Genomic DNA, 25,074 nt, shown 5'->3' with positions numbered 1-25,074 from the left:
CTGCTTCCAGAACGGCCGTTTTTACTGTAAAGCGAATTAGCTTACTTGAACGCCTGAATCCCGGTAATATCGGCCCCCGTGATGAGCAGGTGAATGTCGTGGGTGCCTTCGTAGGTGATGACCGACTCGAGGTTCATCATGTGGCGCATGATGGGATACTCGCCCGTGATACCCATGCCGCCGTGAATCTGGCGAGCTTCGCGGGCTACGTGCAGAGCCATGTCCACGGAGTTGCGCTTGGCCATGCTGATCTGGGCGCTGGTGGCTTTGCCCTCGTTTTTGAGCATACCCAGGCGCCACACCATCAGCTGAGCCTTAGTGATTTCGGTAATCATTTCGGCCAGCTTCTTCTGCTGCAACTGGAAGCCGGCAATGGGCTTGCCGAACTGCTCCCGCTCCAAGGAGTACTTAAGAGCCGACTCGTAGCAGTCGATGGCCACGCCGATGGCACCCCAAGCAATACCGTAGCGGGCCGAGTCGAGGCAGCCGAGGGGGCCGCGCAGACCTTCCACGTTGGGCAGCAGGTTTTCCTTGGGCACCTTCACGTTGTCGAACACCAGCTCGCCGGTGCAGGAAGCGCGCAGGCTCCACTTGTTGTGAATTTCGGGGGTAGTAAAGCCCTCCATACCGCGCTCCACAATCAGGCCCTTGATGCGGCCCTGCTCGTTTTTGGCCCACACCACGGCCACCTGGGCCTCGGGCGAGTTAGAAATCCAGAGCTTGGCGCCGTTGAGCAAGTAGTAGTCGCCTTTGTCCTCAATCTTGGTCACCATGCCGCCGGGGTTCGAGCCATGGTCGGGCTCGGTGAGGCCGAAGCAGCCCAGCCACTCGCCCGAGGCGAGCTTGGGCAGGTATTTTTTGCGCTGCTCTTCCGAGCCGTAGGCGTAAATCGGGTACATCACCAACGAGCCCTGCACCGAGGCCGTGGAGCGCATGCCGGAGTCGCCGCGCTCAATTTCCTGCATAATCAGGCCGTAGCTGATGTAGTCGAGGCCGCCGCCGCCGTATTCGGTAGGGATAGTGGGCCCGAAAGCACCAACATCCCCAAACTTCTTGACGATTTCGGAGGGAAAATGATTGTCCTGGGCCCATTTCTCGATGCTGGGGCTGATTTCCTTCTTGACAAAGTCACGGATGCTCTGCCGGATGAGCTTGTGCTCCTCGGTCAGCAGGCCGTCGATGTCGTAGTAATCGGTGAAGCCGGCCGCGTTGGTCGAGCCGTGGTGCTGGGCCGCTTTGGCTTTAGGCGAGAGTACGTCGGATTGAGAAGACATAACTGGTGGTTGGGTGGGAATCAGCCTCAAAGATAGAAGTTTCAGAATGCAGAACAGGCCCGTTGCCGGGTTGGTTCGGACCGGGCAGCGGGTGGTACGGGTGACCTACGCGGCAACGACCAAATTGGGCGCCGGCCAGCTGCCCCACATAATTCGCAGTTTTTATATTCAAAAATGGGCATTTTACCGTACAGCGCACAAATACCCCGCTCTCCCTTCCCACCCATCTGCATATGAGTCACGAAAAAAAACTAAACGAGCTGGAAGCCACGGCTATCTGCGGCAACGACATTTCGTCGTCCTGCCTCTATGTGTCGGCCCTGGCCATTGCCTACGCCGGGCAGTACGCCTGGATTGCGCTGCTCATCGTGGGCGCGGTACTCTACCTGTTCCGCTCCATTTACGGCGAAGTAGTAGGCGCGCTGCCCCTCAACGGCGGGGCCTACAACGTGCTGCTGAACACGACCAGTAAGCGCAACGCGGCCCTGGCGGCCTGCCTCACGATTTTGTCTTACATGGCCACAGCCGTTATTTCGGCTTCCGAGGCTATGCATTACCTGCACACACTTTGGCACGGACTGCCCATCATTGGGGCCACGCTAGGGTTGCTGGGGCTGTTTCTGGTGCTCACCATTCTGGGCATTTCGGAGTCGGCGAAGGTGGCGGTGGGCATTTTCCTGGTTCACCTTATTTCCCTTACGCTGCTGGTGGGCAGCGCCATCTGGTACCTGGCCACCCACGGCATCGATAACCTGAGCTTTAACTTTCAGCTGCCCGTGAAAGGCGGCAACATCATCACAGCGCTGTTTTTTGGCTTCAGCGCGGCCATGCTGGGTATTTCGGGCTTCGAAAGCTCGGCCAACTTTGTGGAGGAGCAGGCCCGGGGCGTGTTTGCCAAAACCCTGCGCAACATGTGGGTGGTCGTGAGCTTTTTCAACCCGATTATTGCCTTCCTGGCCATTGCGGTGCTGCCCATGAACGACGTTAGTACGCACACCGAAACTCTGCTTTCCCACCTGGGCACTACCACCGGAGGCCGGTGGCTGGGCACACTCATTTCGGTGGATGCCGTGGCCGTGCTCAGCGGCGCCGTGCTGACCTCATTTGTGGGTGTAAGTGGCTTGATGAAGCGCATGACCCTAGACCGGATTCTGCCCCAATTCTTCCTCAAGGAAAACAAGGCCAAGAGCAACTACCTCATTCTCATCACCTTCTTTCTACTTTGCGTTTCGGTACTACTCATTACCAATGGGGAGCTGGGGCCGCTGGCAGGCGTGTACACTATTTCATTTTTGTCGGTAATGGCATTCTTTGCCCTCGGCAACTTCCTGCTCAAGAGTAAGCGGCCCAAGCTGCCCCGGCCGGTCTATGCGGGCGTCTTCACCGTTACGCTGGCCCTCATCAGTATTCTGCTGGCCCTCTACGGCAACATCCGGATTCACCCCGACTATCTGATTGTGTTCCTGCAGTACTTCCTGCCTGCCATGGCGCTGGTGTCCATTATGCTCAACCGGATTGCCATTCTAAACCTGATTCTGGCGGCGGCCAACTCCTTTGCCCAGCACTCACCCCGCATTTCGCGCTTCAGCCGGCTGCTGGTGCGGCGCAAGCTGCGGGAGCTGCACCAACAGGAATTCGTGTTTTTCACTAAGGGCGACAACGTCTCCAACCTCAATAAAGTAATGGCCTACGTGGTCGAAAACGAGTTTACCACCAAGCTCAAAATCGTGACCCTGCTCAAGGATGGGGAACAATTTCCCCAGGAGCTGCTTACCGATATTCACGTGCTGGACCGCGCCTATGAGCAGATCGAAGTGGATTTTGTGACGATGGAAGGCAAGTTTGGCCCCGAGCTGATTGATAAGCTCTCGGCCGAGTGGAATATTCCCAAAAACTTCATGTTCATCGGCTCCCCCGGCAACCAGTTTCCCTACCACATTTCCGAGCTGGGCGGCGTGCGGCTGATTGTTTAATGTGCTCAGGTGCTAATGTGAGAAATGTGTCATTGCGAGGTACGAAGCAATCCGTCCTCTGAAATGTGCTGAGCCCTCTAAACTGAAAAGCCCTTTATCGAACCAACGATAAAGGGCTTTCTGGTAAAAGGGCGTTGGTCACTAGCAGAGGACGGATTGCTTCGTGCCTCGCAATGACAGACGATTAGCACATCAGCACATTTCCCACATTCTTCACATTAAAATTTCACGCCCACTGAGGCCAGAAAATTGCGGGTGGCTTGGGGGAAATAGAAGTTGAAGGTCTGCTGCCGGCCGTCGGCGCCGGGGTAGCCGTAGGTGTAGCCGTTGGCCACGTACTCGCGGTTCAGCACGTTGTTTACCAGCAGCCCCAGCTCAATTTCCTTCACAAAAACCGGCTTGATGGTGTAGCGCAGCCGAAAATCGAGGACCTGGTAAGGCGCAATGCGCTTGTTGGCGCTGGCCGAGTTGTCGAGAAACTGCTCCCCCACCGTTTTGTAGAGCAGCGCCACGCGCAAGCCTTTCAGCGGCTGGCCTTCCAGCGTGTGGGCCGAAACTACGGAGGGCGAGTAGGAAATAGTAGTCGTACGGGCTTCGGCGGCTTCCACGGGCAGGAAGTCGGCGTCGTAGGTCACGTCGCGGTAGTTCAGGATACGGTTACGGCTCAGCGTCAAGGTGCTGCTCAGGCTGATGAGGTCATTGGCCGCCACGTAGCCCGTCAGCTCGAGGCCGGTGCGGTAGCTGCGGCGCACGTTGGTGCGCAGGGCCGTGCCCACGTCATTGAGCCGGCCGGTGGCTACCAGCTGGTTGCGGTAGCTCATATAAAAGTAGTTGGCCTCGAAGCGCAGCGCCGTATTGGGGCCGAAAACACTGGCCTCGGGGCGAGAAATGCGGTAGCCTGCTTCCACATCGTTCAGGCGCTCGGCTTTGGCGCTGGCGTCGCCGGCGGGACGGTCGGTGAAGTCGGCGCGCACTGGCTCCCGCTGACCCACGGCGTAGCTGGCGTAGAGCAGCTGGCCTTCGCTCAGGCTGAAAGTAGCGCCGGCCTTGGGATTCACGAAGGTGTAGCTCACGTGCGTGCCGATGCTGTCCTGGTTTTCCACCCCGTCGAGGTTGTACTGAATATGGCGCACCTGCATATCCCCGTAGATGCTCAGGCGGGGCAGCACCTGCCAGGTGGCGCGGGCGTAGCCGTGGTAGTCGGTTTTCACCGCGTCGTTGAAGTAGTAGCGGTGCCGGATGTTGCCGTTGGAAGCATACTGGGCCCAGATTACTTCGCCATAGTGGTCATTCTCGAAGCGGTTCCAGGCCCCGCCGATGGTAGCCTGCAGCTTGTCGTTGGCCTTGGGCTGGTAGTTCAAGGCGAAAGTGCCGCCGTAGAAATAGTTATCCAGCCACTTCTGGTCAATCAGGTTGGTGCGCGTGATGGTCGTGTCCCTGAGTACCACGTTGTCCAGGCCGTAGTTGGTCAGCTTGCGGTTGGCCCGGTAGCTTTCGTAGTAGCCAAAGCCCCGGGTCAGGTGCAGAGCCGCGCCCAGGTTCCAATCGGTGCCCAGGCCCTGGGAGAGGTGGAGTTGGTAGTGGTTCTGCTGGTAGTTGTCAGTCTGGTTGTCGTAGGTGTAGTAGCTGTAGCGGCGGCCTTCACGCAGGCCCCGGGCCGCATCGGCCTCGCTCAATTCACCGTTGTCGATAAACTGCTGGAGCAGCGCCCGGTTGCCGGTGAGCAGCGGCTCGGGTACCCCATTCCACGACTGGTAGGTTTTTTCGCGGCCCGAGAAAGTGATGAACTTGAGCAGCGTGTTTTTGCCCTGGTAGCCGGCCGAGAAGTAGTACGACTTCAAATCCGACGCGGCGCGGTTCATGTAGCCGTCGGTGGCAATGCGCGACAACCGTCCATCAACGGTAAAGTGGCCGCCGAGCAGGCCGGTGCCAAACGACACGTTGTTTTTCCAGGTATCGAAGGAGCCGTAGGTGTTCTGGGTTTCGGCGTAAGCCTCGCGGCGGGCATCGAAGGTGGAAATATTGATACTGGCCCCGAAAGCCGCGCCACCATTTTGGCTCGTGCCCACGCCGCGCTGCACCTGCAGGCTACTCACGGACGATGCCAGGTCGGGCAGGTTCACCAGAAACGAGCCGTGCGACTCCGCATCGTTCAGCGGCACCCCGTTGATGGTCATGTTGATACCCGTGTTGCTGGTGCCCCGAATGCGGATATCGGTGTAGCCCACGCCCGCGCCCCCATCCGAATTGACGACCACCGAAGGCGTTTGATCGAGCAGGTAGGGAATGTCCTGGCCGAAATTGCGCTTGGCCAGGTCCTGTCGGTCGAGGTTGGTGTAGGCCGTGGCCGTACGGTCGTTGGCCCGCGAAGCCGTTACAAGGGCCTCGCCGGTGAGCACGCCGCTGGCTTGCAGCCCCAGCGCGAGGCGCTGCTCAGCGGTCTGGCCCTGCAGTGGCCGCGCCAGCGCCTCGTAACCCACAAACGTGATACGCAGCTCGTGGGAGCCAGTCGGCACAACGGGCACCGTGAAAGCACCGGCCGCGTCGGTGGCGCCTACCACTGCACCATCAAGCAGCACAGTAGCGCCGGGCAGGGCCGTACCCGAGCGGGCATCCGTTACGGTGCCGGCCACGGGGCCCTGGGCCCGCGCCCACTGGGGCACAAGCATAGGCAGAGCCACCAGGGCACCACCCAAAACCAGTAAATTTTTCAAGGAAATGGTAAAAAGAAAAAGTGGAACGGGCCCTACGCCAGGGGTCGGCGCAAAAGGTTTTCTCGCTCGCGGATCGTTTGTTCCCTTCGCCGGCATTACCCGGGCAGGTTCAATGGGTATGATCTCAGCCCCACGGCAGCAAGCAGCTGGCGGGGCACCCCTAAAACTGGGGCAAAGCTAGAGCGCCCGGCGGGGAGTTCCAAATCGGGCACCTTCTCTCTTTACTTTCGCCTGACAATCAACTATATTAGGCTAGCTGTTGATAGGGCAGGAAAAATTACGGCATCCGAAAACAACAACCCCTCCCACCCCGTTTACATTTCTAAAGCCCGCCGGCTCGTTACTTTCCGTCGCCTTTTTCACTGCTGCTGCCATGATCAGTCTCATCTACACGCTCGTGGTATTTGCCATCCTGGCCTACTTCATCGTGGCCCCGCGCCACCGCTACCAGCAGCCACCTTATTCCGATGGCGACGACGACGGCGGGGAGCCCCTCGATGATGGCCTGCCCGACCTGGATTTACCACCCGGCATTTCCCGACCCATCAACGACTGGGAGCCCGACTACGGCCGGCCCACCGTGCCCGTCCGCCCCTTGGAAACCATTACCTACTGAGTCTTTTCCCTGCCAAAGCAAAGCGGCCTTTTTGTCCTTTTTGACTTCCGGTTAATCGTGGCTGATACCGGGAGTACGAAGGCGAAAAGGCCGCTTTTTTGGGTCCAAACGGGCTACAACTCCCGGCGCATCCGCTGGTAGGGAATCGGGCCTTTATAGAAAACCGGGCCTTCGGCCCTCATGCCGAAACGGTGGTACAGGGCCGTAGCATCCTGGCGGGCATCGCACCAGAGGCTACGGGCACCATGCTGCCGGGCTACGGCTATCAGGTGGGTCAGCAACCGGGAGCCAATGCCCTGGCGCTGGTAGCTGGGATGAGTAGCGAACTTGCGGAACCGGGCTTCTTCGCCCTCTATAAATAGCGAAACCACCGCTACCAGCCGGCCCTGCCGGAAGGCGCCGAAATGGTAGCCCGCCGCATCATTTTCGACCTGCACGTAGTCGTAAGGCTTATTGGGCCACAGCACCGCGTGCCGCAGCGGGTAGGTTTCGGCCGCCGTTATGGGCCTGATTTCTGGCTCATGCTCTTGCAGCATCGGCGCGGCAGCTAGGTGATACTAATCGAGTATTGGGCCGAATACTGTTTGCCGGGGGCCAGGGTCAAAATACCTTCCTTATCGGCCAGCTCCACGGAGCCGCCCACGCTGCCAGCAATGCCCTGCCAGGGTTCGATGCACACGAAAGGCGCGCCGGCTTCTTTCGTCCAAAGGCCCAGGTAAGGAAAGCCGTCGAAGCGCAGGCGCACGGCGCGGTCGGAGGCAAAGCTGCGCAGCGTGACGTGGGTGAAGTCGAAGTCTTTGAATACCAGCGCATCCTGGGCAAACAGCTCGTAGGTGAGCGGCATTTCGGTTTCCTGCGTCAGTACCGGCTCCGTTTCACCCGTCAGCAGGCCGCCTTGCAGCAGGTGGCGCGCCAAAGTCACAGGGTGGTCGAAGTGAAAGAAGTAGTCCTCAAACTTTTCATCCGGCATGAGTGGGCACCGAAACGCCGGGTGAGCCCCGATGCTGAACAGCAGCTCATTATCGGCATCCGGGTTCTGCACGTCCCAGCGCACCGCGAGCTGCAGCCCGCGCAGCTGGTAGGTGATGCGCAGCACGAACTCGAACGGATACACGGCCCGACTGGCTTCGTCGGCCCGCAGCTCGAAGGTCAGCTCGTCGGCTGTTTGCTGCACCAGCGTGAATTCCCGGTCCCGGGCAAAGCCGTGCTGGGGTAGCCGGTACTGCTGGCCCTGGTGGTGGTAGGTATCGTCGGGCAGGCGGCCCACGATGGGAAACAGCACCGGCGCGTGGCGGCCCCACACGGCCGGGTCGGCGGGCCAGATGTACTCCAGGGACGGGGTTTCTGGCAAATCCTTGCGCACCAGGCTGCTGAGCTCTGCGCCGTGGGCTTGCACTACAAGGCGGCACTGGTCGTTTTCGAGGGAATAGTTCATAGGTAGTAGCAATACGGCAATCAGGGTTCTACGGCAAAGCGGGGCGGGCGGCTTCGGCCAGCAGCTCATCCACGTAAAAGCAGGCCTGTTCCAGTCGTTCCTCGGCCGAGCCGCTGATTTCGGCGAAGTTGGCCATCTGCCCGCTCAGCTCCGAGTGGTAAATCGAGTAGAAATGCTGGCGGTGGTTGGGGTGCTCCCGCAGCGGGTCGGCTTCCCAGGGAATGTCCACGTCGAGCAGCAGAATAAGGTCGTAGTGCTGCTGCTGAATCCGCTGCTTCACCCACTCGGGGCACTGGCCGAAGGCATGCTCGGCCCATACCTTGATAACGAGCAGATCGGTGTCGCAGAACACCACGCGGTGGGCCCGGGCGGCGGCCTCCTCTTCGGCCGCTACCTGCCCGCGGGCAATGGTTTCCAGATCCTGCAGGGTATAGCCGGGGCCGTGCTTTTCCAGGTATTCGCGGGCGTACTCGGGGGCCCAGGTGGTGTGGTAGTGGGCGGCCAGCTGGCGGCTGAGCGTGGTTTTACCCGTCGATTCGGGGCCGGTGAGAGCAACGCGCAGCATCAGGAAGTAGCAGCTAAAGTAGTGTGAGCGGCGGCCCGGGCAGCCCGGCGCCATTCGAAGTAGCCGTACACGGCCAAGCCCAGGTACACGGCATACAAAGCACTGGTCGGATACAGCTCCTTATACCACAGAATGGGCACGTAAATAATATCGACTACAATCCAGAGCAGCCAATTTTCGAGCCGCTTGCGGGTGAGCAAATACTGCGCAGCCATGCTGCCGGCCGTGGTAAAACTGTCCCAGTGCGGCAGGGCGGCATCGGTGTGCTGCTGCAGGTAGTAGCCGAAACCAGCGGTGAAAGCCGCTATGCCCACGGCCACCGCCAGCCACTCCCAGCGCCGGGTGCGCGTCACGACCAGGGCCGTGTGGCGGGCTCCGCCGTAGAGCCACTCGTACCAGCCGTAGAGGCTCATCAGAATGAAAAACCCCTGCAGCATACTGTCGGAATACAGCTGGCTGCGGTAGTAGACCACGATGTAGAGGCCGCAGCTGATGATGGCCACCGGGAAGTTCCAGAGCGACTCGCGGGCGGCCAGCCACACGCAGGCAAAACCGGTAATGACGGCCACCCACTCCAGCGGGGTGCCTCCCGCGGCGGCGGTCCAGAATTCGTAGAGCGACTGTAGCAAAAGTAGGAAGGAGTTGGCGGCGAAATGGCTGAACAGGGCGGGCCCCGAAACCGGGCCGGAGCCAAAGCTAACCACCCACCCGCTAATTTTACGGCTTGCCCACAATTTTGCCTTTGTCTATGCTCCCCGATATTTCTCCCGAAGACCTGCACACTCGTCTCCAACAGGGCCAGCCGCTGCAGCTGCTCGATGTGCGGGAGCCGATGGAATACGACTACTGCCACCTACCGGGCAGCCTGCTCATCCCACTGGGCGAAATCCCGAAGCGCTGGGAAGAGCTGGCCACCGACCGGCCCGTGGTGCTCATCTGCCACCACGGTGTGCGCTCGGCCCAGGCCCTGAGCTTTCTGCAGCACCGCCACGGCCTGACGAACCTGCTGAACCTACGCGGCGGCATCCACGCCTGGTCCGTACGCGTTGACCCGGAAGTCCCCGTGTACTAATTTTGGTGCAATAGTGAGATGGTAAAAGGGTGAGGGCCGTCCACAGTAGCAGAACAGCAAACTCACCAGTTCACCATCTCACTATCTCACCGCTTGCGCCTGCCCGACCTACCCATTTGCGCCGCTTTGCCCGAGCTGCTAGCCACGCTGACTGCTACCAACTGCGCCGTGCTGCAAGCTCCGCCGGGCGCGGGCAAAACTACTGTGGTGCCGTTGGTCCTGCTCGAAGCCAGTTGGATGCCGCCCACCGGCCGCATCATCGTGCTCGAACCACGGCGGCTGGCGGCCCGCGCCGCCGCCGCCCGCATGGCCAGCATCCTGGGCGAGCCGGTGGGCCAAACCGTGGGCTACCGCGTCCGGCTCGAAAGCCGCGTCTCGGCCCAGACTCGCATCGAAGTAGCCACCGAAGTGATTCTGACCCGGATGCTGCAGGACGACCCGGCCCTGGAAGGTGTGGCGGCCGTGCTGTTCGATGAGTTTCACGAGCGAAGCCTGCAGGCCGATCTGGGCCTGGCGCTGGCCCTCGACGCCCAGGCCGTGCTCCGCCCCGATCTGCGCCTGCTCATTATGAGTGCTACCCTGGAAGCCGAGCGGCTTGGCACCTGGCTCAGCGCGCCGGTGGTGCGCAGCGCGGGCTTGCACCACGCCGTTTCCACCCATTACCTCACCCCAGCCCGGGTGGCCGCTGCCGGCAGCCGGCCCAACGAGCGACTGGCCGACCTCACCCCGGCTCTGGTGCGCGAAGCAATGGCCAAGCACGAAGGCGACGTACTGGTGTTTCTGCCCGGCCTTGCCGACCAGCGCCGCACCGCAGAAAAGCTAGCCGGCGCGGTTTCCAGCACTACCGATATCCACGTATTGCACGGCGAATTGCCCGCCGAGCAGCAGGATGCGGCCCTGCGTCCGGCTCCCAAAGGCCGCCGCAAAATAGTGCTGGCCACCAGCATTGCCGAAACCAGCCTTACCATCGAGGGCGTGCAGATTGTGGTGGATGGCGGCTATGCCCGCGTGCCCCAGTTCGAGCCCCGCACCGGCCTCACTACCCTGGCTACGGTGCCCGTCAGTCAGGCCGCCGCCGACCAGCGCCGGGGCCGGGCCGGCCGCCTTGGGCCCGGCACCTGCTACCGCCTCTGGACCGAAGCCGAACACGCCTTGCGCCCCCACCACCTGCCCCCCGAAATCCTCACTGCCGACCTTAGCGGCCTGGCCCTGGAGCTGGCCCTGTGGGGTACCCACGACCCGGCCGCGTTGCGTTGGCTCGATGCGCCCCCGGCGGCCGCCCTGGCTCAGGCCCGGGAGTTGCTGGTGCGCCTCGGCGCGCTTACCCCCGAAGGCCAGCCCACGCCCCACGGCCGCGCCCTGGCCGGCCTAGGCCTGGTGCCGCGCTTGGGCCACTTAGTGGTGCGGGGCAAGGAAGTGGGGCACGGGGCTACGGCCTGCGCGCTGGCGGCTCTGCTCACCGAGCGCGACATTCTGCGCCTGCCCGACGGCACTCCCGCCCCGCCCGACCTGCGCCTGCGCCTGGAAGCCCTGAACACCGGCCGCGCCCCGCTGCCCGGCCTCGTGCCCGATGCCGGCGCGGTGCGGCGGGTGCGCGAGGCGGCAGCCGTGCTCCGCAACCGCGCCCACATTCGCGACACCGCCCTGCAGGCCGACGCCGCCGGGCTGCTGGCGGCCCTGGCCTACCCCGACCGCCTTGCCCAGCGCGAAACACCCGAGCGGGTGCGCCTCATTACGGGCCAGCGCGCCGCCCTGCCGGCCGAGCATTTCAGCCAGGGCACCAACTTTTTTGCCGTAGCCCACCTCGATGGTCCGCCCCACGCGGTGCGGGCGGCGCTGGCGGCCCCGGTGGAGCGCGAGGAGCTGGAGCAGCACTTTGCCGCCCTCATCGAAGCCCGGGAAGAAGTGCGCTGGGATGCCACCGCCGGCCGGGTAGTAGCCCGCCGGATTCGTCGTCTGGGCGCTATTACGCTCTCCGAAGTTGCCATTACCCAGCCCCAGCCGGAAGCCGTGGCCGCGGCCCTACTTGAAGGCCTACAGGTGGGTGGCATTGCCCGCCTGCCCTGGACGGATGAGGCCCAGCAGGTGCGCGAGCGGCTGGCGTTTGCCCACCACCTGGCCCCCAACGACTGGCCCGACGTGTCGGATGCGACCTTGCTCGACGCCTTGCCCGAATGGCTGGGTCCTTACCTGGAAGGCTTACGCACGATGGCCGAAGTCAACCGCATACCGCTGGGCGAAGCGCTGCTCAACTGGCTGCCTGGCGGCTGGGCCCAGCAGCAGGAGCTGCACCGGCTGGCTCCCGCCCATTGCCCCGTGCCCAGCGGCTCGACTATTACCCTCGACTACTCCAACCCCGCCGCACCTGTGCTGGCCGTGCGCCTGCAGGAAGTGTTTGGCTTGCTCGATACGCCCACCGTGGGCAATGGCAAAGTGCCGCTTACGCTGCACCTGTTGTCGCCGGCGCGGCGGCCGGTGCAGGTCACCCGCGACCTGCGCAGCTTCTGGAATACGGGCTACTTCGAGGTGCGGAAGGACTTACGGGGCCGCTACCCCAAGCACCACTGGCCCGACAACCCGCTGGAAGCCCCTGCCACCCGCGGCACCAAGAAGCGGCCGGGGTAATATCATGCGTGAACGATGTAGAGACGCATACTTGCGTCTCTACATCGTTCACGCATTTCGGTGGACCTACCCAACGGTAAGTCGAAAACGGATTTTGTATTTCTCCGCTGTGCCGCCTTGAGCCTGAGTAAAGAGTGCCTATACTGTGGGTATATCCAAATGAGGCTCGGCAGGACAGATGCTTCAGATCAGCGAATTGTATATAACCATGAAGATCTGTCACCGACAGACCACCCGGTTTAGGCGTCGGCGCAAGGAAACTGCCGCCGGCTGGCCGTCGGGGAGCCCAACCTTTCATCCCTAATTCTCCCTGTCTTCAAAGCTTAACATACGCTTACCCAACTTTTCGTCGTAGCTTTACCCGGCAATAAGCGGTACCTAATCATCTTATTGCCATGGCCAACGCGCTGCCCAAAATTGCCTTCGAGGCCCTCACCTACGACGACGTCCTGCTGCTACCTGCCTACTCGGAGGTATTGCCCCGCGACGCCGACACCAGCTCCCAGCTCACCCGCAACATCCGTCTGAAGCTGCCGTTCGTCTCGGCCGCTATGGATACCGTCACGGAAGCGGAAATGGCCATTGCCGTGGCCCAGGAAGGCGGTATCGGCATCATCCACAAAAACATGAGCATCAAGGCCCAGGCCGAACTGGTGCGCCGCGTGAAACGCTCGGAGAGCGGGATGATTCTCGACCCGTTTACCCTCGAAGAAAGCGCCTCCCTCGGCGACGCCAAGCGCCTGATGCGCGACAACAAAATCGGCGGCATCCCCATCGTCGACGGTCAGCGCCGCCTCAAGGGCATCCTTACCAACCGCGACCTGCGCTTCGAAAAGGACATGGAGCGCCCCGTGTCGGAGGTCATGACCAAGGACAAGCTCGTCACGGCTACTGCCGGCACCGAGCTGGCCCACGCCGAAGAAATCCTCCAAGACTCGAAAGTAGAGAAGCTGCCCGTCATCGACACCGAAGGTCGCCTCGTGGGCCTCATTACTTACCGCGACATCCGGAAGCGCCGCCGCAGCCCCAACGCCTGCAAGGATGAATTCGGCCGCCTGCGTGTAGGAGCCGCCGTGGGTGTCACCACCGATTTGCTGGACCGCATTGCCGCCCTCGTCGAAGCCGGCGTCGATGTGGTAAGCGTGGATACCGCCCACGGCCACAGCAAGGGCGTGCTCGATGCCGTGCGCAGCATCAAGGCCCGGTTTCCCGAGCTCGAAGTTATTGCCGGCAACGTGGCTACCGCCGAAGGTGCCCGCGCCCTGGCCGATGCCGGCGCCGATGCCGTGAAAGTAGGCGTGGGCCCCGGCTCCATTTGCACTACCCGCATCATTGCCGGTATCGGGGTACCCCAGCTCTCGGCCGTGATGGAAGCGGCCCGGGGCCTCGAAGGCACCGGCGTACCCCTCATTGCCGACGGCGGCGTGAAGTTCTCGGGCGACGCGGTGAAGGCCCTGGCCGGGGGCGCGTCTACGATTATGGTCGGCTCCCTGCTGGCCGGTACCGAGGAAGCTCCCGGTGAGGTTACACTCTACGAAGGCCGTAAGTACAAGTCGTACCGCGGCATGGGCTCGGTAGAAGCCATGGAAGACGGCTCCAAGGACCGCTACTTTCAGGATGCCGAAGACGACGTGAAGAAGTTGGTGCCCGAGGGCATCGTGGGCCGGGTGCCGTTCAAGGGCGGGGCTGGCGAGGTGCTGTATCAGCTGGCCGGCGGCCTGCGGGCCGGTATGGGCTACTGCGGCGCGGCCACCATTGAGGCCCTGCAGAATGCCCGCATGGTGCGCATCACCGGGGCCGGCCTGCGCGAAAGCCACCCCCACGACGTGCAGATTACCCGCGAAGCGCCCAACTACAGCAGCCGCTAACCTTTCGGGTCATTTTTTTGTATACGGAAGCCAATTGCCCCACTGGGCAATTGGCTTCTTTTTTTGCATTTTCGTACCGGGAAGGCTGGCCGAAGCAAAGCCTTGCGGCCGATTTACCAATCAGAATGTATCTTGCCGGTACATTACGGAGCGCGCCACACGGTGCCGGGCCGTTCGTATTTCACTCCTATTCATGCCCGTCCGACAGAAGCTGACAGCTATTGTATTGCCCTTCACCGTGCTGAGCTGGCTGATACTGCTTACCAGTACCCTGTTGCAAGCCAGCCCGGAGGCCGCGGCCCGCGTGGGCTCACCGCCCGAATGGGTAACGCTGCTGGCCCAGGCCGCCTTCGTAGCCGGCGTATTCGTGTATCTGCGCAGCCGCCCCGACCCGCTCCGGGGCACCGACTTTGTGGGGCTCCTGCGCCGGCTGGTATTTGGGCCGGGTCTGCTGGCCACTGTCTGCATTGGGTTGCATCTGCTCGAACGCCTCATCCAGTACGAGCACCCCACCGCCGACCGGGTTCTGTTTGCCTGCATCTACACCATCAATCTGGCGCTGTTCGTCATTTTTCTGGCCTACACCAACTACTCCTGGCGCTCCTTGGTGCTGTTTCGCTCGGCGGCCCGCCTGCGCCGCGACTGGCTCTGGTTTGAGCTGCTGCTGGGTACCACGCTCCTGTTCCGCCTCTTCGCCTGGACGCCGCCCATGCCGGTTGCGTATTTCATTATGGGCGGGCTGGCCGTATTTGGGGTGTATCTGAGCGGCAACCAGAAATGGGTAGCCTACCTGAATCGGCGGCAGAAGTGGGAAGTAGTGTTCATGCAGGTAGCCTTGCTGCTGTGTCTGGGCATCTTTACCCTGTATTTCCTGCGCATCGCCAAAGACCCCAAGCTGGTAGCCCCCGAGCCCCAGCACGCGTTTTTGCTGCTCACCGTGTTCTTTGCCGGCTTCTATTCCTTGGCCGGCCTGCTGGTTACCTTCTTCAACCTGCCAACGGCAGGGGTCTTTGAGCAGAAGCGTGAGGAAATCCTGAGTTTGCAGCGCCTGACCCAGTTGATTCAGAAGGGCCAGAATGAGCATGAAGTGTACCAGATGCTCTTCGAGGCCGCCATCCAGACGGTGGAAGCCGACGCGGCTTGGCTCGACGTGGAAACCGATGGTGAGGTGCACACGGGGCAGCTGTTTAACGTCAGTGAAGAGAACGTGCAGGCCATCCGGACCCTGTTGGCCGACTACAACCTAGGCCAGATTGAGTACCTCAACAACGACCTGCCGAACAGCAACGGCTTCCGCAACCTGGAGCTTTCCTACGGTTCGCTCATTGTAATGCCCATGCGCTCGGCCAAGCGCCAATACGGCTCCTTGTATATGCTCAAGGAGCAGCGCCAGAGCTTCGACCGCGAAAACCTGGGCATTCTGCAAACCTTCACCAGCCAGACGGTGCTCAGCATCGAAAACCTGCAGCTGGTGGCCGCATCCATCCAGAACGAGCGGGTGAAGGAAGAGCTCAAAATTGCCTCCTCGGTGCAGGACAGCCTCATTCCCAAGGACCTGCCCATCGACAACTGGTTTGAAATCAGCTCCCACGCGCTGGCGGCCAAGGAAGTAGGCGGCGACTTCTACGACTTCCTGCACTTGCCCGGCAAGCGCCTCGCCATCCTCATCGGCGACGTATCGGGCAAGGGCATCACGGCGGCCTTCCACATGGCCCAGATGAAAGGCATTTTCCACGCATTGATGCAGGAAAACCCCTTGGCCAAGGATGACCGGGAGAAGTTTCCGGTGCCCAGCAAGTTTATGTCGATGGCCAACCGCGCCCTCACCCACTGCCTGGAAAAGTCGTCCTTCATTACTGCCGCCCTCTATATCATCGACTACGAGCACGGCGGCTTCGTATTTGCCCGCGCCGGCCACTGCCACACGCTCTACTATCATTCCATCAAGGAGGAGGTTTCGTACTTCCACACCGCCGGTATGGGCCTGGGCATCATCCGCAACGACAGCTACGAGAAGCACATCAAAAACCAGTTCTACGACTACAATCCCGGCGACGTGATGGTGATTTACACCGACGGCATCGTGGAGGCGCGGGGGGCGGGCCAGGAAGAATACGGTGAAGACCGGCTGCTGCAGATGCTGGAGCACACGTATTATCTCGATGCCGACGAAATCAAGCAGCGCATCCTAGACGACCTCAACGAGTTCAGCAAGGGCCAGCCTATGCACGACGACCAGACGCTGCTAGTCATCAAATTCAAAGCAGCTCAACCAGAAGCAACAATCTAACGTACAGAGGAGGCATGAAAATAGCGCAACAAACCACCGAAAATACCCTCACGCTCAGCCTCGACGGTGAACTGGACGCCAGCTCGTCCGTTTTGCTCGACACGGAGCTTACCAAGCCGGAAGTGCTTGACTATAAAAAGGTACTGATTGACTGCCAGCGGCTCAACTATATTTCCTCGGCCGGCCTGGGAGTTTTCATTTCCCATTTGCAGCGTTTTCAGGATGCGGGCGTAAAGCTGGTATTCTTCAACATGCAGGAAAAAGTGCACAACGTATTCGAGATTCTGGGTCTGGATGCCTTGATGACCATCGTGCCTTCGGAGGCCGAAGCCACCGCTATTTAAGCACTACAGAAGGCACCGGAGGGAATGAAAAACGCAATCCGCATCAGTTGCAACCGCCACAACCTCAAAGTGGTGCGCGATTTTGTAAGCACCTACCTGGCTGCTTACAGCCTGTCGGATCTGCACCTCAACCAGATTATTCTGGCCGTTGATGAGGTAGTAGCCAACCTTATCATTCACGCCAACCACGAAGACGAATCGCAGTTTCTGAATGTGCGGGTTGGCGTGGAAAAGCAGGTGTTCGAAATCGAAATCGAAGACGACAGCAACTCTTCTTACCAACCTTCCCTCTATAAGGAGCCTGACCTACAAGAGCACATTCGCACCGGTAAAAAAGGCGGTGTGGGCATGGCCCTGGTAAACCGTATCATGGACCGGGTCGAGTTTACGACTACTGGCACCCACAACGTCTGCCGCCTCTACAAGCACATTGCCTGAACCGAAAAGCCACTGAAAAAGCACTTCGCCCCCGAAGTGCTTTTTTTATGCCTAACACTTATAAGTTGGCGAGGCGCGGCAGCCAAAAAAAATGCGTAAAATTGCATCAGTCAGCCTTCCGTCCTAACTCGTTTCGATGGCTGTACGCTTTGTAGTATCTTATTTTTTGTATGCACAAACGCATTTTGTACGCCGGCCCGCTGGCCGCTGCACTGCTGGCCGCTGGCTGCCAGACCACCAAACCGACTACCACTGCCAAACAGCCCGTTATTGAGACGCTGGGCACCTACGAGGTGCCCGCCGGGGAGTTTGCCTACGTGTACCGCAAAAACAACGGCTCCGCGCCCGAGTTTGGCACCCGCCCCAGCGTGCAGGAATACCTGGACCTGTACACCAACTTCAAGCTGAAGGTGCTGGAAGCCGAGAAGCGCGGCCTCGACACCACCCAAGCCTTTAAGCGGGAGCTGGAGGGCTACAAGCAGCAGTTGGCCCAGCCCTACCTCACCGAGAAGAGCGTGACCGACCAGCTGGTGCGGGAAGCCTATGACCGAATGAGTAAGGAAATAAGCGCTTCTCACATCCTGCTGCGCCTAGCCCCTGACGCCTCACCGGCCGATACGCTGGCCACATACAACAAGATAATGGCGCTGCGCCAGCGCGTAACGGGTGGCGAGGACTTCAATAAAGTAGCCGCCGAAACCTCCGAAGACCCTTCGGCCCGCGACAATGGCGGCAAGCTGGGCTACTTCACGGCTATGCAGATGGTGTATCCGTTCGAGTCGGCCGCGTACCGCACCAAGGTAGGCGAGGTGTCGCAGCCGGTGCGCACCCGCTTTGGCTACCACATCATCAAGGTGAATGACGTACGCACGGCACAGGGCGAAATCAAGGTGGCTCACCTCATGATTCGGGCTACGCCGGGCATGCCCAAGGCCGACTCGGTAACGGCCAAGAAAAAGATTGACGAGCTGTATAGCCGCCTCCAGCGCAACGAAGCCTGGGACAAGCTGGTAGCCCAGTTCTCGGAGGATGCCGGCTCGGCCGCCAACGGTGGTGAATTGCCGCCCTTCGGCACCGGCCGCATGATTCCCTCCTTCGAGGAAGCTGCCTTCAAGCTACAGAAGCCCGGCGACCTGTCGGCACCCGTGCAGACGCCCTACGGCTGGCACATCGTCCGCCTGATTGAAAAGCAGTCGGTGCCCAAGTTTGAGGATATGGAGGCCTCGCTGAAAAGCAAAGTTTCCAAAGATTCTCGCTCGGAGCTGAACAAAGCCGCCTTCCTGAAGCGGATTCGTACCGAAAACCAGTTCACGGAAAATAAAGCCGGTAAAGACTACACCTTCACCAAAGCCGACACGGCCCTGGTAAACGGCCGTTTCAAGTACACCGCGCCGGCCGCGGCCATGAAGGCCAGCAAAACCCCGGACGGTAATGCCACGCTCTTTACCATTAAGGGCAAGCCGTATTTGGTGAAAGATTTCCTGACCTACGTGCAGCAGAACCAGCGCGCCAAGGCCGGAGCCGACCCCAAATTCAGCATGCAGCAGCTCTACGACCAGTACGTGGACCAGAGCCTGACCGAATTTGAAAAGACCAACCTCGAAACCAAGTACGAAGACTACCGCATGCTCGTGAAAGAGTATCGCGACGGTATTCTCTTGTTCCAGCTCATGGACGAGAAGGTGTGGAGCAAAGCCATTGAGGACACGGTGGGCCTACAGAAGTACTTTGCCGACAACCAAAGCAAGTACCAGTGGGATACGCGGGTGCAGGGTACGGTTATCAGCGCCGCTACGCCCCAGCTCCTGACCCAGGCGCAGACCCAGCTGAAAGCCGGACGCTATAACGTGAAGCGCGTAGTTCCCCAGACCGTTGCTTTCATGCCCGGCCGGCCCAACATCCTGAAAGGTGCCTGGGCCGACCTCGACCGGCTGGCCAGCCGTATGCAGTCGGATACGACCCTGACGCTGACTGTTACGGGCCGCCCCAAGCGCGGTGAAGCTGCCAGTCTGGTAGCGCCCCGGGTTGCCAACGTGAAGTCGTACCTGGTCACCAAAGGCGCTTCGGCTCAGCGTATCATCACAAAAACCACTAAAACGGCCACTGTCGACGGCGCTGCCGTGTTGAGCCTTACCAGCACCAGCACTGCCGCGCTGGAGGAAAGCCTGAACGAGCAAAACCCACTGGCCGTGCAAGTGCAACAGCGCAGCTTCCAGAAGGGCGACAACAAAGTAGTAGACGAGCTGCTGGATAAAGGCCCCGGTACCTACACCGTTACGAAAGATGGCCGCTACTACGCCGTAACCATCAACAAAGTGCTGCCTGCCGGCCCCAAAACGCTGGCCGAAGCCCGCGGCCAGGCCACTTCCGACTACCAGAACTTCCTGGAGAAGCAGTGGATTTCGCAGCTGCGCGAGCAGTACCCGGTGAAGCTCAACCAGAGCGAAGTCGACAAGCTAGTAACTAAATAAGGCCCCGGAATTTCCGGTTTCCTCTTCCAAGAAGCCTCGGTCCAGCCCGAGGCTTCTTTTTTGTAGCAGGCCCTATGCAACGTAGCTGCTCCTGCCCGACTCTCTAGGCTACGGACTCGGGCGCAGCCGAAAACCGTTGTTTTTGCCGGAGAAAGGATTTATGTTGAAATTTACGGGCGACTTTCTGCGTTTCAGAAGTCGGCTGGCTCCGGCAAGTGCGTTTCCGTGCCGTCCGTGGGCATTACTCTTTTCGATTCCATGATTCAATTCCTTCGTTCGTCGGCCCGCGTGGCCCTGCTTGGCATGGGTTTGCTGGCTGGCACTGCTACCACTGCGTCTGCCCAGCTGGGCATTGGCCGCCCCGTGGGCCGCCAGATTGCCGATGCCATCATCGTGAAAGTAGACAACCAGATTGTGCTGCGCTCCGACCTGGAAATTGCCTACGCCCAGCAGGTAGCCCAGGCCCAGGGCAAGCCGCTGCCGCCCGATCTGCGCTGCAAGATTCTGCAGAGTATTGTGCTCAACAAGCTGATGCTGGCCAAGGCCGAAACCGACTCGGTGGTGGTGGAAGACAGCCAGGTTAAAAATGAGCTGGACCGCCGTATGGCCTATTTCGTGCAGCAGATCGGTTCGGAGAAAAAGTTGGAAGAATACTACAACAAGCCCATCAAGCAGCTCAAGGACGACCTGCGGCCGCAAGTGAAAGAGCAGCTGATTCAGCAGAAAATGCAGGAAACCATTGCCGGTAAAGTCGCTGTGACGCCGCGCGAGGTACGCCAGTATTTCAGCCGCATTCCCAAAGACAGCCTGCCTTACTTCTCCACGGAGGTGGAAGTAGGCCAGATCATCAAGCTGGCCCAGGTGAACCCCAAAGCCAAGGAGGAAACCATTGCCAAGCTCAACGACATCCGGGCCCGCATTCAGGCCGGGGAAAGCTTCGAAACGCTGGCTAAGCAGTATTCTGAAGACCCCGGCTCGGGGGCGCAGGGCGGCTACCTGGGCTTTTTCAAACGCAAAGAGTTGGTGCCGCAGTACGAAGCAGCCGCTCTGAAGCTGGAGCCCGGTCAGATGTCGCCCATCGTGGAGTCGCAATTCGGCTTTCATCTTATTCAGCTCATCGAGCGCAAAGGGGACAGCTACAGCACCCGCCACATTCTGCTCAAGCCCGCTACTGGCGGCAGCGACGTAAATGAGGCCGCCAATCAGCTCACCAAGCTGCGCCGCCGCATTCTGGCCGACAGCATCACGTTTGCGAAAGCCGCCAAAGACAACTCCGACGACAAAACCAGCAGCGGCAACGGTGGCTTGCTGGCCAACCGCCAGGATGGCGGCAGCTACCTGCCCCTGGACAAGCTCGACCCTGCTATTTTCTTTACTATCGATACTATGAAGGTGGGCAGCATTACGCCACCCCTGCCCTACCGCACCGACGACGGCAAGGACGCCATGCGTATCATCTGGCTGAAGTCGAATACACCGCCCCACCAGGCCAACCTGAAGGACGACTACCAGAAAATTGCTCAGGCAGCCCTCAACGAGAAGAAAAACAAGGCGCTGGATGAGTGGTTTCTTAAAAACCGCGGCTCCGTATACCTCGAAGCCGACCCGCAGTATGCCGACTGCAAGCTGCTGGACGCGGTTAACTAAGTAGTGAAATTGTGAAGTGGTGAAATAGTGAGTTGATGTTCCGGTTGCGCAAGGCTGCGCTGGCCGGACAAAAACCACTGTTTCGCCCTTTCCAACTCACCATTTCACTATCTCACAACTTCACTGTTTCATGCGCACCTTCTCTTCTGATAAAGAAGCCGCCGATGCTTTGGCAGCCTCCTACCGTACGCTGCGCCAGGAAATCGGCAAAGTTATTATTGGCCAGGATGAGGTGGTCCGGCTGGTGCTCACGGCGGTTTTTTCCCAGGGCCACTGCCTGCTGGTAGGCGTGCCCGGACTGGCTAAAACCCTGCTGATCCAAACCATTGCCGACTCGCTCGACCTCTCGTTTAACCGGATTCAGTTCACCCCGGACCTGATGCCCTCGGATATTGTGGGCTCGGAAACGATGAACCAGCAGCGCGACTTCCAGTTTGTGAAAGGCCCCGTGTTTGCCAACATCGTCCTGGCCGACGAAATCAACCGGACGCCGCCCAAAACCCAGGCTGCCCTGCTCGAAAGCATGCAGGAATACTCGGTAACGGTGGCCGGTAAGCGTTATCCCCTGGAGCGGCCGTTTTTCGTATTGGCTACCCAGAACCCGATTGAGCAGGAAGGCACCTACCCGCTGCCCGAAGCCCAGCTCGACCGGTTTATGTTCAACATTGAGCTGGGCTACCCCAGCTACGAGGCCGAACTGCAAATCGTGAAGAACACCACGTCCGACACCAAGCCGAGCGTGAACAAGATTCTGCATTCCGACGATATTCAGGCCTTCCAGCACTTGGTGCGCCGCGTACCGGTGGCCGACAACGTGGTGGAATATGCCGTGAGCCTCGTGCACAAAACCCGCCCCAACACTGACCGGGCCGCCGCCCGCGTGAGTCAGCTGCTGGAATGGGGTGCCGGGCCGCGGGCTTCGCAGCACCTTATCGTAGGAGCCAAGTGCAACGCGTTGCTCAACGGCAAGTACTCGCCCGATATTGAGGACGTAAAAGCCATTGCCCTGCCTATTTTGCGGCACCGTCTGGTACGCAACTTCAAGGCCGAGGCCGAAGGCATCAGCATCGACCAGATCGTCAAGGAATTACTGTAGAGATGTCAGCTGTTAGTTGCTTGTTGTTAGCTAATCAACAAGTAACTGACAACTCCCTAATCACAATCACCAATCAACCCTTTTCCCTGTGGAAGTTCTCGGCTACTATCAGCAATTTGAGCGCAACATCGAAATCATCCTCGACGCGCTGCGGGCCGGCCTTGATTTGCGCACGACGCCCCTGGAAATTTCATTGCCGCTGGAAGTCTATATTCTGTGCGAAGTACTGAACGAAGGCGGGGCGCAGTACCGCCTCAGCACCGAGGGCCTGGCCCGGCTGGCCGAGTTTGAGGAGCAGTACGTGCGGCAGCAGGCCGAAACCGGCGCCATCATGCGCCGCCTGCTGGAAGACAAGCGCACTTCCATGCGTACGCCCGAAGGCCGGGTGCTGGTGAAAGAGATGCTGATTCGCCGCCTGGAGTACTTCAATGAAACGGCCCGCCTGGTGAACGTGATGCGCATTCAGCAGGCCCTAGGCAGCCCCGTACAATATCAGCACCCCCACCTAAGCACTGCCGTAGTCCTGAAAAAGTAAGTATCAGGCTCTGCGCTACCCAACCAGGAAAAGCCATCTGCCCGCGCGGATGGCTTTTTCGTTTAGCCGGGTTTCCACACCGAAGCGCAGCCGTGCCTGTTGCCCCGGCTTATGACTCTCCTTCCGATTTTGTCCAACCTTCTGGCCGGGCCTGCGTGTAGCCACAGGTGTTGTGATTGTATCCTGGTGTGTTTATGAGTATTGCTGAGCTACCACAAGTGCCTTCCCAGCAGCCGCTGCTCACCAGCCGCCTCACGCTGAAGTCGTATGCCCCCGATACCGACGCGGCGGCCTTCTTTACGGTGCTCGACCAGAACCGGGAGCGGCTGCTGGCTGCTTTTCCATCCCGGGTAGCGGCCGTCGGCACGCTAGAAGACGCCACCCAGGTACTGGCTGGCTACTCGCAGGACTGGCACACGCGGCGGCTATTTGTCTTCGGCATCTGGCACACACTCAGTGGCGAATACCTCGGCGACATCAGCCTCAAGCCCAGCTGGGGCCGCATCGTGACGGCCGAAATCGGCTACTACCTCGCCGAAGCAGCCGAAGGCCAGGGCTACGCTCAGGAAGCTCTGGCAGCCGCTATTCTTTTTGGGTTCGACGCTCCCATCAGCGCGGCCCGGCTCGATATCCGGTGCTATGCTACCAACCCGCGTAGCTGCGCCGTGGCCGAGCGGGCCGGTTTCCGGCGCCTGCCCGTGCGCCCGCGCCTGTGGCCCCTGCGCAGTAGCCAGCCAGAAATCTACTATTACACCTTGCTTCGCCCCGAATAAAGCGCGGCTACTGCTTGCGCCGGAGCGTAGTCAGCAAAAATTCCTGGTTGAAGTTCAGATACAGCGCAAAGGAGAAGTCGATGGACTTGTTGCCTAGGTCGTAGAGCGGCTCAAAGCGCGTACTCAGCACCAGGTTGTCGGCCAACTGGTAGTCCTTTAGCATTCGTAGAATCAGCAGCTCCCGGTGCCGCTCAATGTAGCCCGGGTCACTCACGGTGGTGGAAATGGAGCGGTACAGCCGCCCACCCATCGGCGAGAAGAAGCCGTTGCCTTTCCAGTACGCCAGCTGCAGATTCGACAGTTTGGTATCTACTCCCGCGTTCAGGTAGAGGCCATAGCCTTTGTCGAAAGCCAGCTTCCGGGTAAAGGAGTAATCGATGAACTGGGTAACGTAACCCTCGAAGTAGACCGCCTGAAACAGCTCAGAAGCCAGCTTTTTGCGTACCCGCACCCCACTGGCCAGGTTGAAATAGGTTTGCAGCGGCTCATCTACCGTATCAATCTGCCCACCGATGTGCTTGCCCGTAAACTGAAACGGAATACCCACGCGCCAGCCCAGTGAGTCTTCCAGCACCGTAGCTTCCGCCGCTAGGCCACCGGCCACTTCCTCCTGAAAATTGCTGAAGCGGTACTGCTGCCGCTGCCAGTCTACCCAGGCATCGAGCTTAAGCCGGCGCGTCGTAAACTGGTACTGCGAGCCTTCCTCCAGCGGCGCGGTAAACACCCGCTCGAAATCGAACAATGGCTCGATGTAGCCGTGCTGCACGTTGCCCTGAATATTGCCCAGCAGCAGCCGGTGCGGCCCGTGCTGGTAAATGGCCGTAAACAAGGGCCGCACCTGCCGCAGCTTCTCGGTGCCATAGTCTTTCAGCAAAAACACGCCCGCCTCCAGCCGAAATTTGGGGCTGGGAAAGTATACCAGCCGCGTGGCCAGCTGCGTGCCATAATACGTACGGCCCTCGTCAATCTTGTTGAAATACTCGTTGTCTTTATTAAAGAGCAGCGCGCTGACCTGCAGACGGAGCTGTTGGTCGTATTCGGGCTGCAGCGCAATGGGCCGGTAGAACGCCCGGTTGTTGAGCTGGGCCCGGCTTTGGGGCCCGGCCAGCAGGAGCAGCACCAGACTTACACCGGCCAGTAAACTTGGTTTTAGCTGGCAATCAGGCACTAGCTTTGACAAAAATTTTAGCATCTTTGGATGACCCGAAATTCAGCAAATTTTTTTAGCATTGTGGGCACGAAATATAGCCGGGCTCTGTTACCCATTGCCGACCAGAAACAGCCTTCCGCGCCCTGCGTAAAAGGCCATTTAATGGTAGGTTAGGCGGCTAAAATCGC

20 protein-coding genes and 1 riboswitch are annotated in these 25,074 nt (G+C 60.1%); of the genes, 13 read left to right on the top strand and 7 right to left on the bottom strand.

What is annotated here, in order from left to right; genetic code table 11:
• Positions 1–41 precede the first annotated feature (41 nt).
• Entirely contained in the window at positions 42–1,274 is a 1,233-nt protein-coding gene (locus LGH74_RS04305) for an acyl-CoA dehydrogenase family protein (protein WP_226172502.1), read from the bottom strand.
• Positions 1,275–1,507: 233 nt separating this feature from the next.
• Here LGH74_RS04305 and LGH74_RS04300 point away from each other — a divergent pair, with 233 nt between their 5' ends.
• Positions 1,508–3,247: an APC family permease gene (locus LGH74_RS04300; RefSeq protein ID WP_226172500.1), complete on the top strand. Its 1,740-nt coding sequence runs from the start codon at positions 1,508–1,510 to the stop codon at positions 3,245–3,247.
• A gap of 218 nt (positions 3,248–3,465) precedes the next feature.
• Here the strand turns inward: LGH74_RS04300 and LGH74_RS04295 are convergent, their stop codons facing one another.
• Positions 3,466–5,961, bottom strand: coding sequence for a TonB-dependent receptor (locus tag LGH74_RS04295; protein ID WP_226172498.1), 2,496 nt, complete (start codon positions 5,959–5,961; stop codon positions 3,466–3,468).
• A gap of 63 nt (positions 5,962–6,024) precedes the next feature.
• Positions 6,025–6,133, bottom strand: a riboswitch (TPP riboswitch).
• Positions 6,134–6,334: 201 nt separating this feature from the next.
• Between LGH74_RS04295 and LGH74_RS04290 the strand changes: the two genes are divergently transcribed.
• On the top strand, positions 6,335–6,577 hold the full coding sequence (locus LGH74_RS04290) for a hypothetical protein (RefSeq protein WP_226172496.1): 243 nt from the start codon (positions 6,335–6,337) through the stop codon (positions 6,575–6,577).
• A gap of 113 nt (positions 6,578–6,690) precedes the next feature.
• Here LGH74_RS04290 and LGH74_RS04285 read toward each other — a convergent pair whose 3' ends face one another.
• From LGH74_RS04285 to pnuC, 4 genes are read right to left on the bottom strand one after another with little or no spacing between them, the layout of a single operon-like run.
• A complete protein-coding gene (locus tag LGH74_RS04285; RefSeq protein ID WP_226172495.1) occupies positions 6,691–7,113 on the bottom strand; it encodes a GNAT family N-acetyltransferase in 423 nt (140 codons plus the stop codon).
• Between the two features lie 11 nt (positions 7,114–7,124).
• Positions 7,125–8,012, bottom strand: coding sequence for an aldose 1-epimerase family protein (locus LGH74_RS04280; protein ID WP_226172493.1), 888 nt, complete (start codon positions 8,010–8,012; stop codon positions 7,125–7,127).
• Between the two features lie 28 nt (positions 8,013–8,040).
• On the bottom strand, positions 8,041–8,577 hold the full coding sequence (locus LGH74_RS04275; protein WP_226172491.1) for an AAA family ATPase: 537 nt from the start codon (positions 8,575–8,577) through the stop codon (positions 8,041–8,043).
• Positions 8,577–9,206: a nicotinamide riboside transporter PnuC gene (gene pnuC, locus LGH74_RS04270; RefSeq protein ID WP_226172480.1), complete on the bottom strand. Its 630-nt coding sequence runs from the start codon at positions 9,204–9,206 to the stop codon at positions 8,577–8,579. Before pnuC ends, LGH74_RS04275 begins: the two co-directional genes overlap by 1 nt.
• 119 nt (positions 9,207–9,325) lie before the next feature.
• On the opposite strand from pnuC, the gene LGH74_RS04265 reads away from it, so the two are divergent.
• From LGH74_RS04265 to LGH74_RS04215, 11 genes are all read left to right on the top strand, one after another.
• A complete protein-coding gene (locus LGH74_RS04265; RefSeq protein WP_226172478.1) occupies positions 9,326–9,649 on the top strand; it encodes a rhodanese-like domain-containing protein in 324 nt (107 codons plus the stop codon).
• Positions 9,650–9,742: 93 nt separating this feature from the next.
• Positions 9,743–12,274: an ATP-dependent helicase HrpB gene (hrpB, locus tag LGH74_RS04260; protein WP_226172476.1), complete on the top strand. Its 2,532-nt coding sequence runs from the start codon at positions 9,743–9,745 to the stop codon at positions 12,272–12,274.
• Between the two features lie 395 nt (positions 12,275–12,669).
• Entirely contained in the window at positions 12,670–14,142 is a 1,473-nt protein-coding gene (guaB, locus tag LGH74_RS04255; protein ID WP_226172474.1) for an IMP dehydrogenase, read from the top strand.
• Positions 14,143–14,335: 193 nt separating this feature from the next.
• Positions 14,336–16,432: a GAF domain-containing SpoIIE family protein phosphatase gene (locus tag LGH74_RS04250; RefSeq protein WP_226172471.1), complete on the top strand. Its 2,097-nt coding sequence runs from the start codon at positions 14,336–14,338 to the stop codon at positions 16,430–16,432.
• A gap of 14 nt (positions 16,433–16,446) precedes the next feature.
• Complete coding sequence (locus LGH74_RS04245) at positions 16,447–16,776, top strand: STAS domain-containing protein (protein WP_226172468.1); 330 nt, start codon at positions 16,447–16,449, stop codon at positions 16,774–16,776.
• Between the two features lie 24 nt (positions 16,777–16,800).
• Positions 16,801–17,214 (top strand): ATP-binding protein, encoded by a 414-nt coding sequence (locus LGH74_RS04240; protein WP_226172466.1) that lies wholly within the window; start codon positions 16,801–16,803, stop codon positions 17,212–17,214.
• A gap of 170 nt (positions 17,215–17,384) precedes the next feature.
• Positions 17,385–19,685 carry a peptidylprolyl isomerase gene (locus tag LGH74_RS04235; RefSeq protein WP_226172464.1) on the top strand — a complete coding sequence of 767 codons (2,301 nt, stop codon included), beginning with the start codon at positions 17,385–17,387 and terminating at the stop codon, positions 19,683–19,685.
• 258 nt (positions 19,686–19,943) lie between these two features.
• Positions 19,944–21,332 (top strand): peptidylprolyl isomerase, encoded by a 1,389-nt coding sequence (locus tag LGH74_RS04230; protein WP_226172462.1) that lies wholly within the window; start codon positions 19,944–19,946, stop codon positions 21,330–21,332.
• A 130-nt stretch (positions 21,333–21,462) separates the two neighbouring features.
• Positions 21,463–22,428: an AAA family ATPase gene (locus LGH74_RS04225; RefSeq protein WP_226172441.1), complete on the top strand. Its 966-nt coding sequence runs from the start codon at positions 21,463–21,465 to the stop codon at positions 22,426–22,428.
• Positions 22,429–22,516: 88 nt separating this feature from the next.
• Positions 22,517–22,963 (top strand): hypothetical protein, encoded by a 447-nt coding sequence (locus LGH74_RS04220; RefSeq protein WP_226172438.1) that lies wholly within the window; start codon positions 22,517–22,519, stop codon positions 22,961–22,963.
• A gap of 194 nt (positions 22,964–23,157) precedes the next feature.
• Positions 23,158–23,736 carry a GNAT family N-acetyltransferase gene (locus LGH74_RS04215; RefSeq protein WP_226172436.1) on the top strand — a complete coding sequence of 193 codons (579 nt, stop codon included), beginning with the start codon at positions 23,158–23,160 and terminating at the stop codon, positions 23,734–23,736.
• Positions 23,737–23,743: 7 nt separating this feature from the next.
• On the opposite strand, the gene LGH74_RS04210 is transcribed toward LGH74_RS04215, so the two are convergent.
• Entirely contained in the window at positions 23,744–24,856 is a 1,113-nt protein-coding gene (locus LGH74_RS04210) for a hypothetical protein (RefSeq protein ID WP_226172433.1), read from the bottom strand.
• Positions 24,857–25,074 lie beyond the last annotated feature (218 nt).

It is taken from the genome of Hymenobacter lucidus (assembly GCF_020447265.1).
Taxonomy (GTDB): Bacteria; Bacteroidota; Bacteroidia; order Cytophagales; family Hymenobacteraceae; genus Hymenobacter; species Hymenobacter lucidus.
This window is presented reverse-complemented; position numbering and strand designations above follow the sequence as displayed.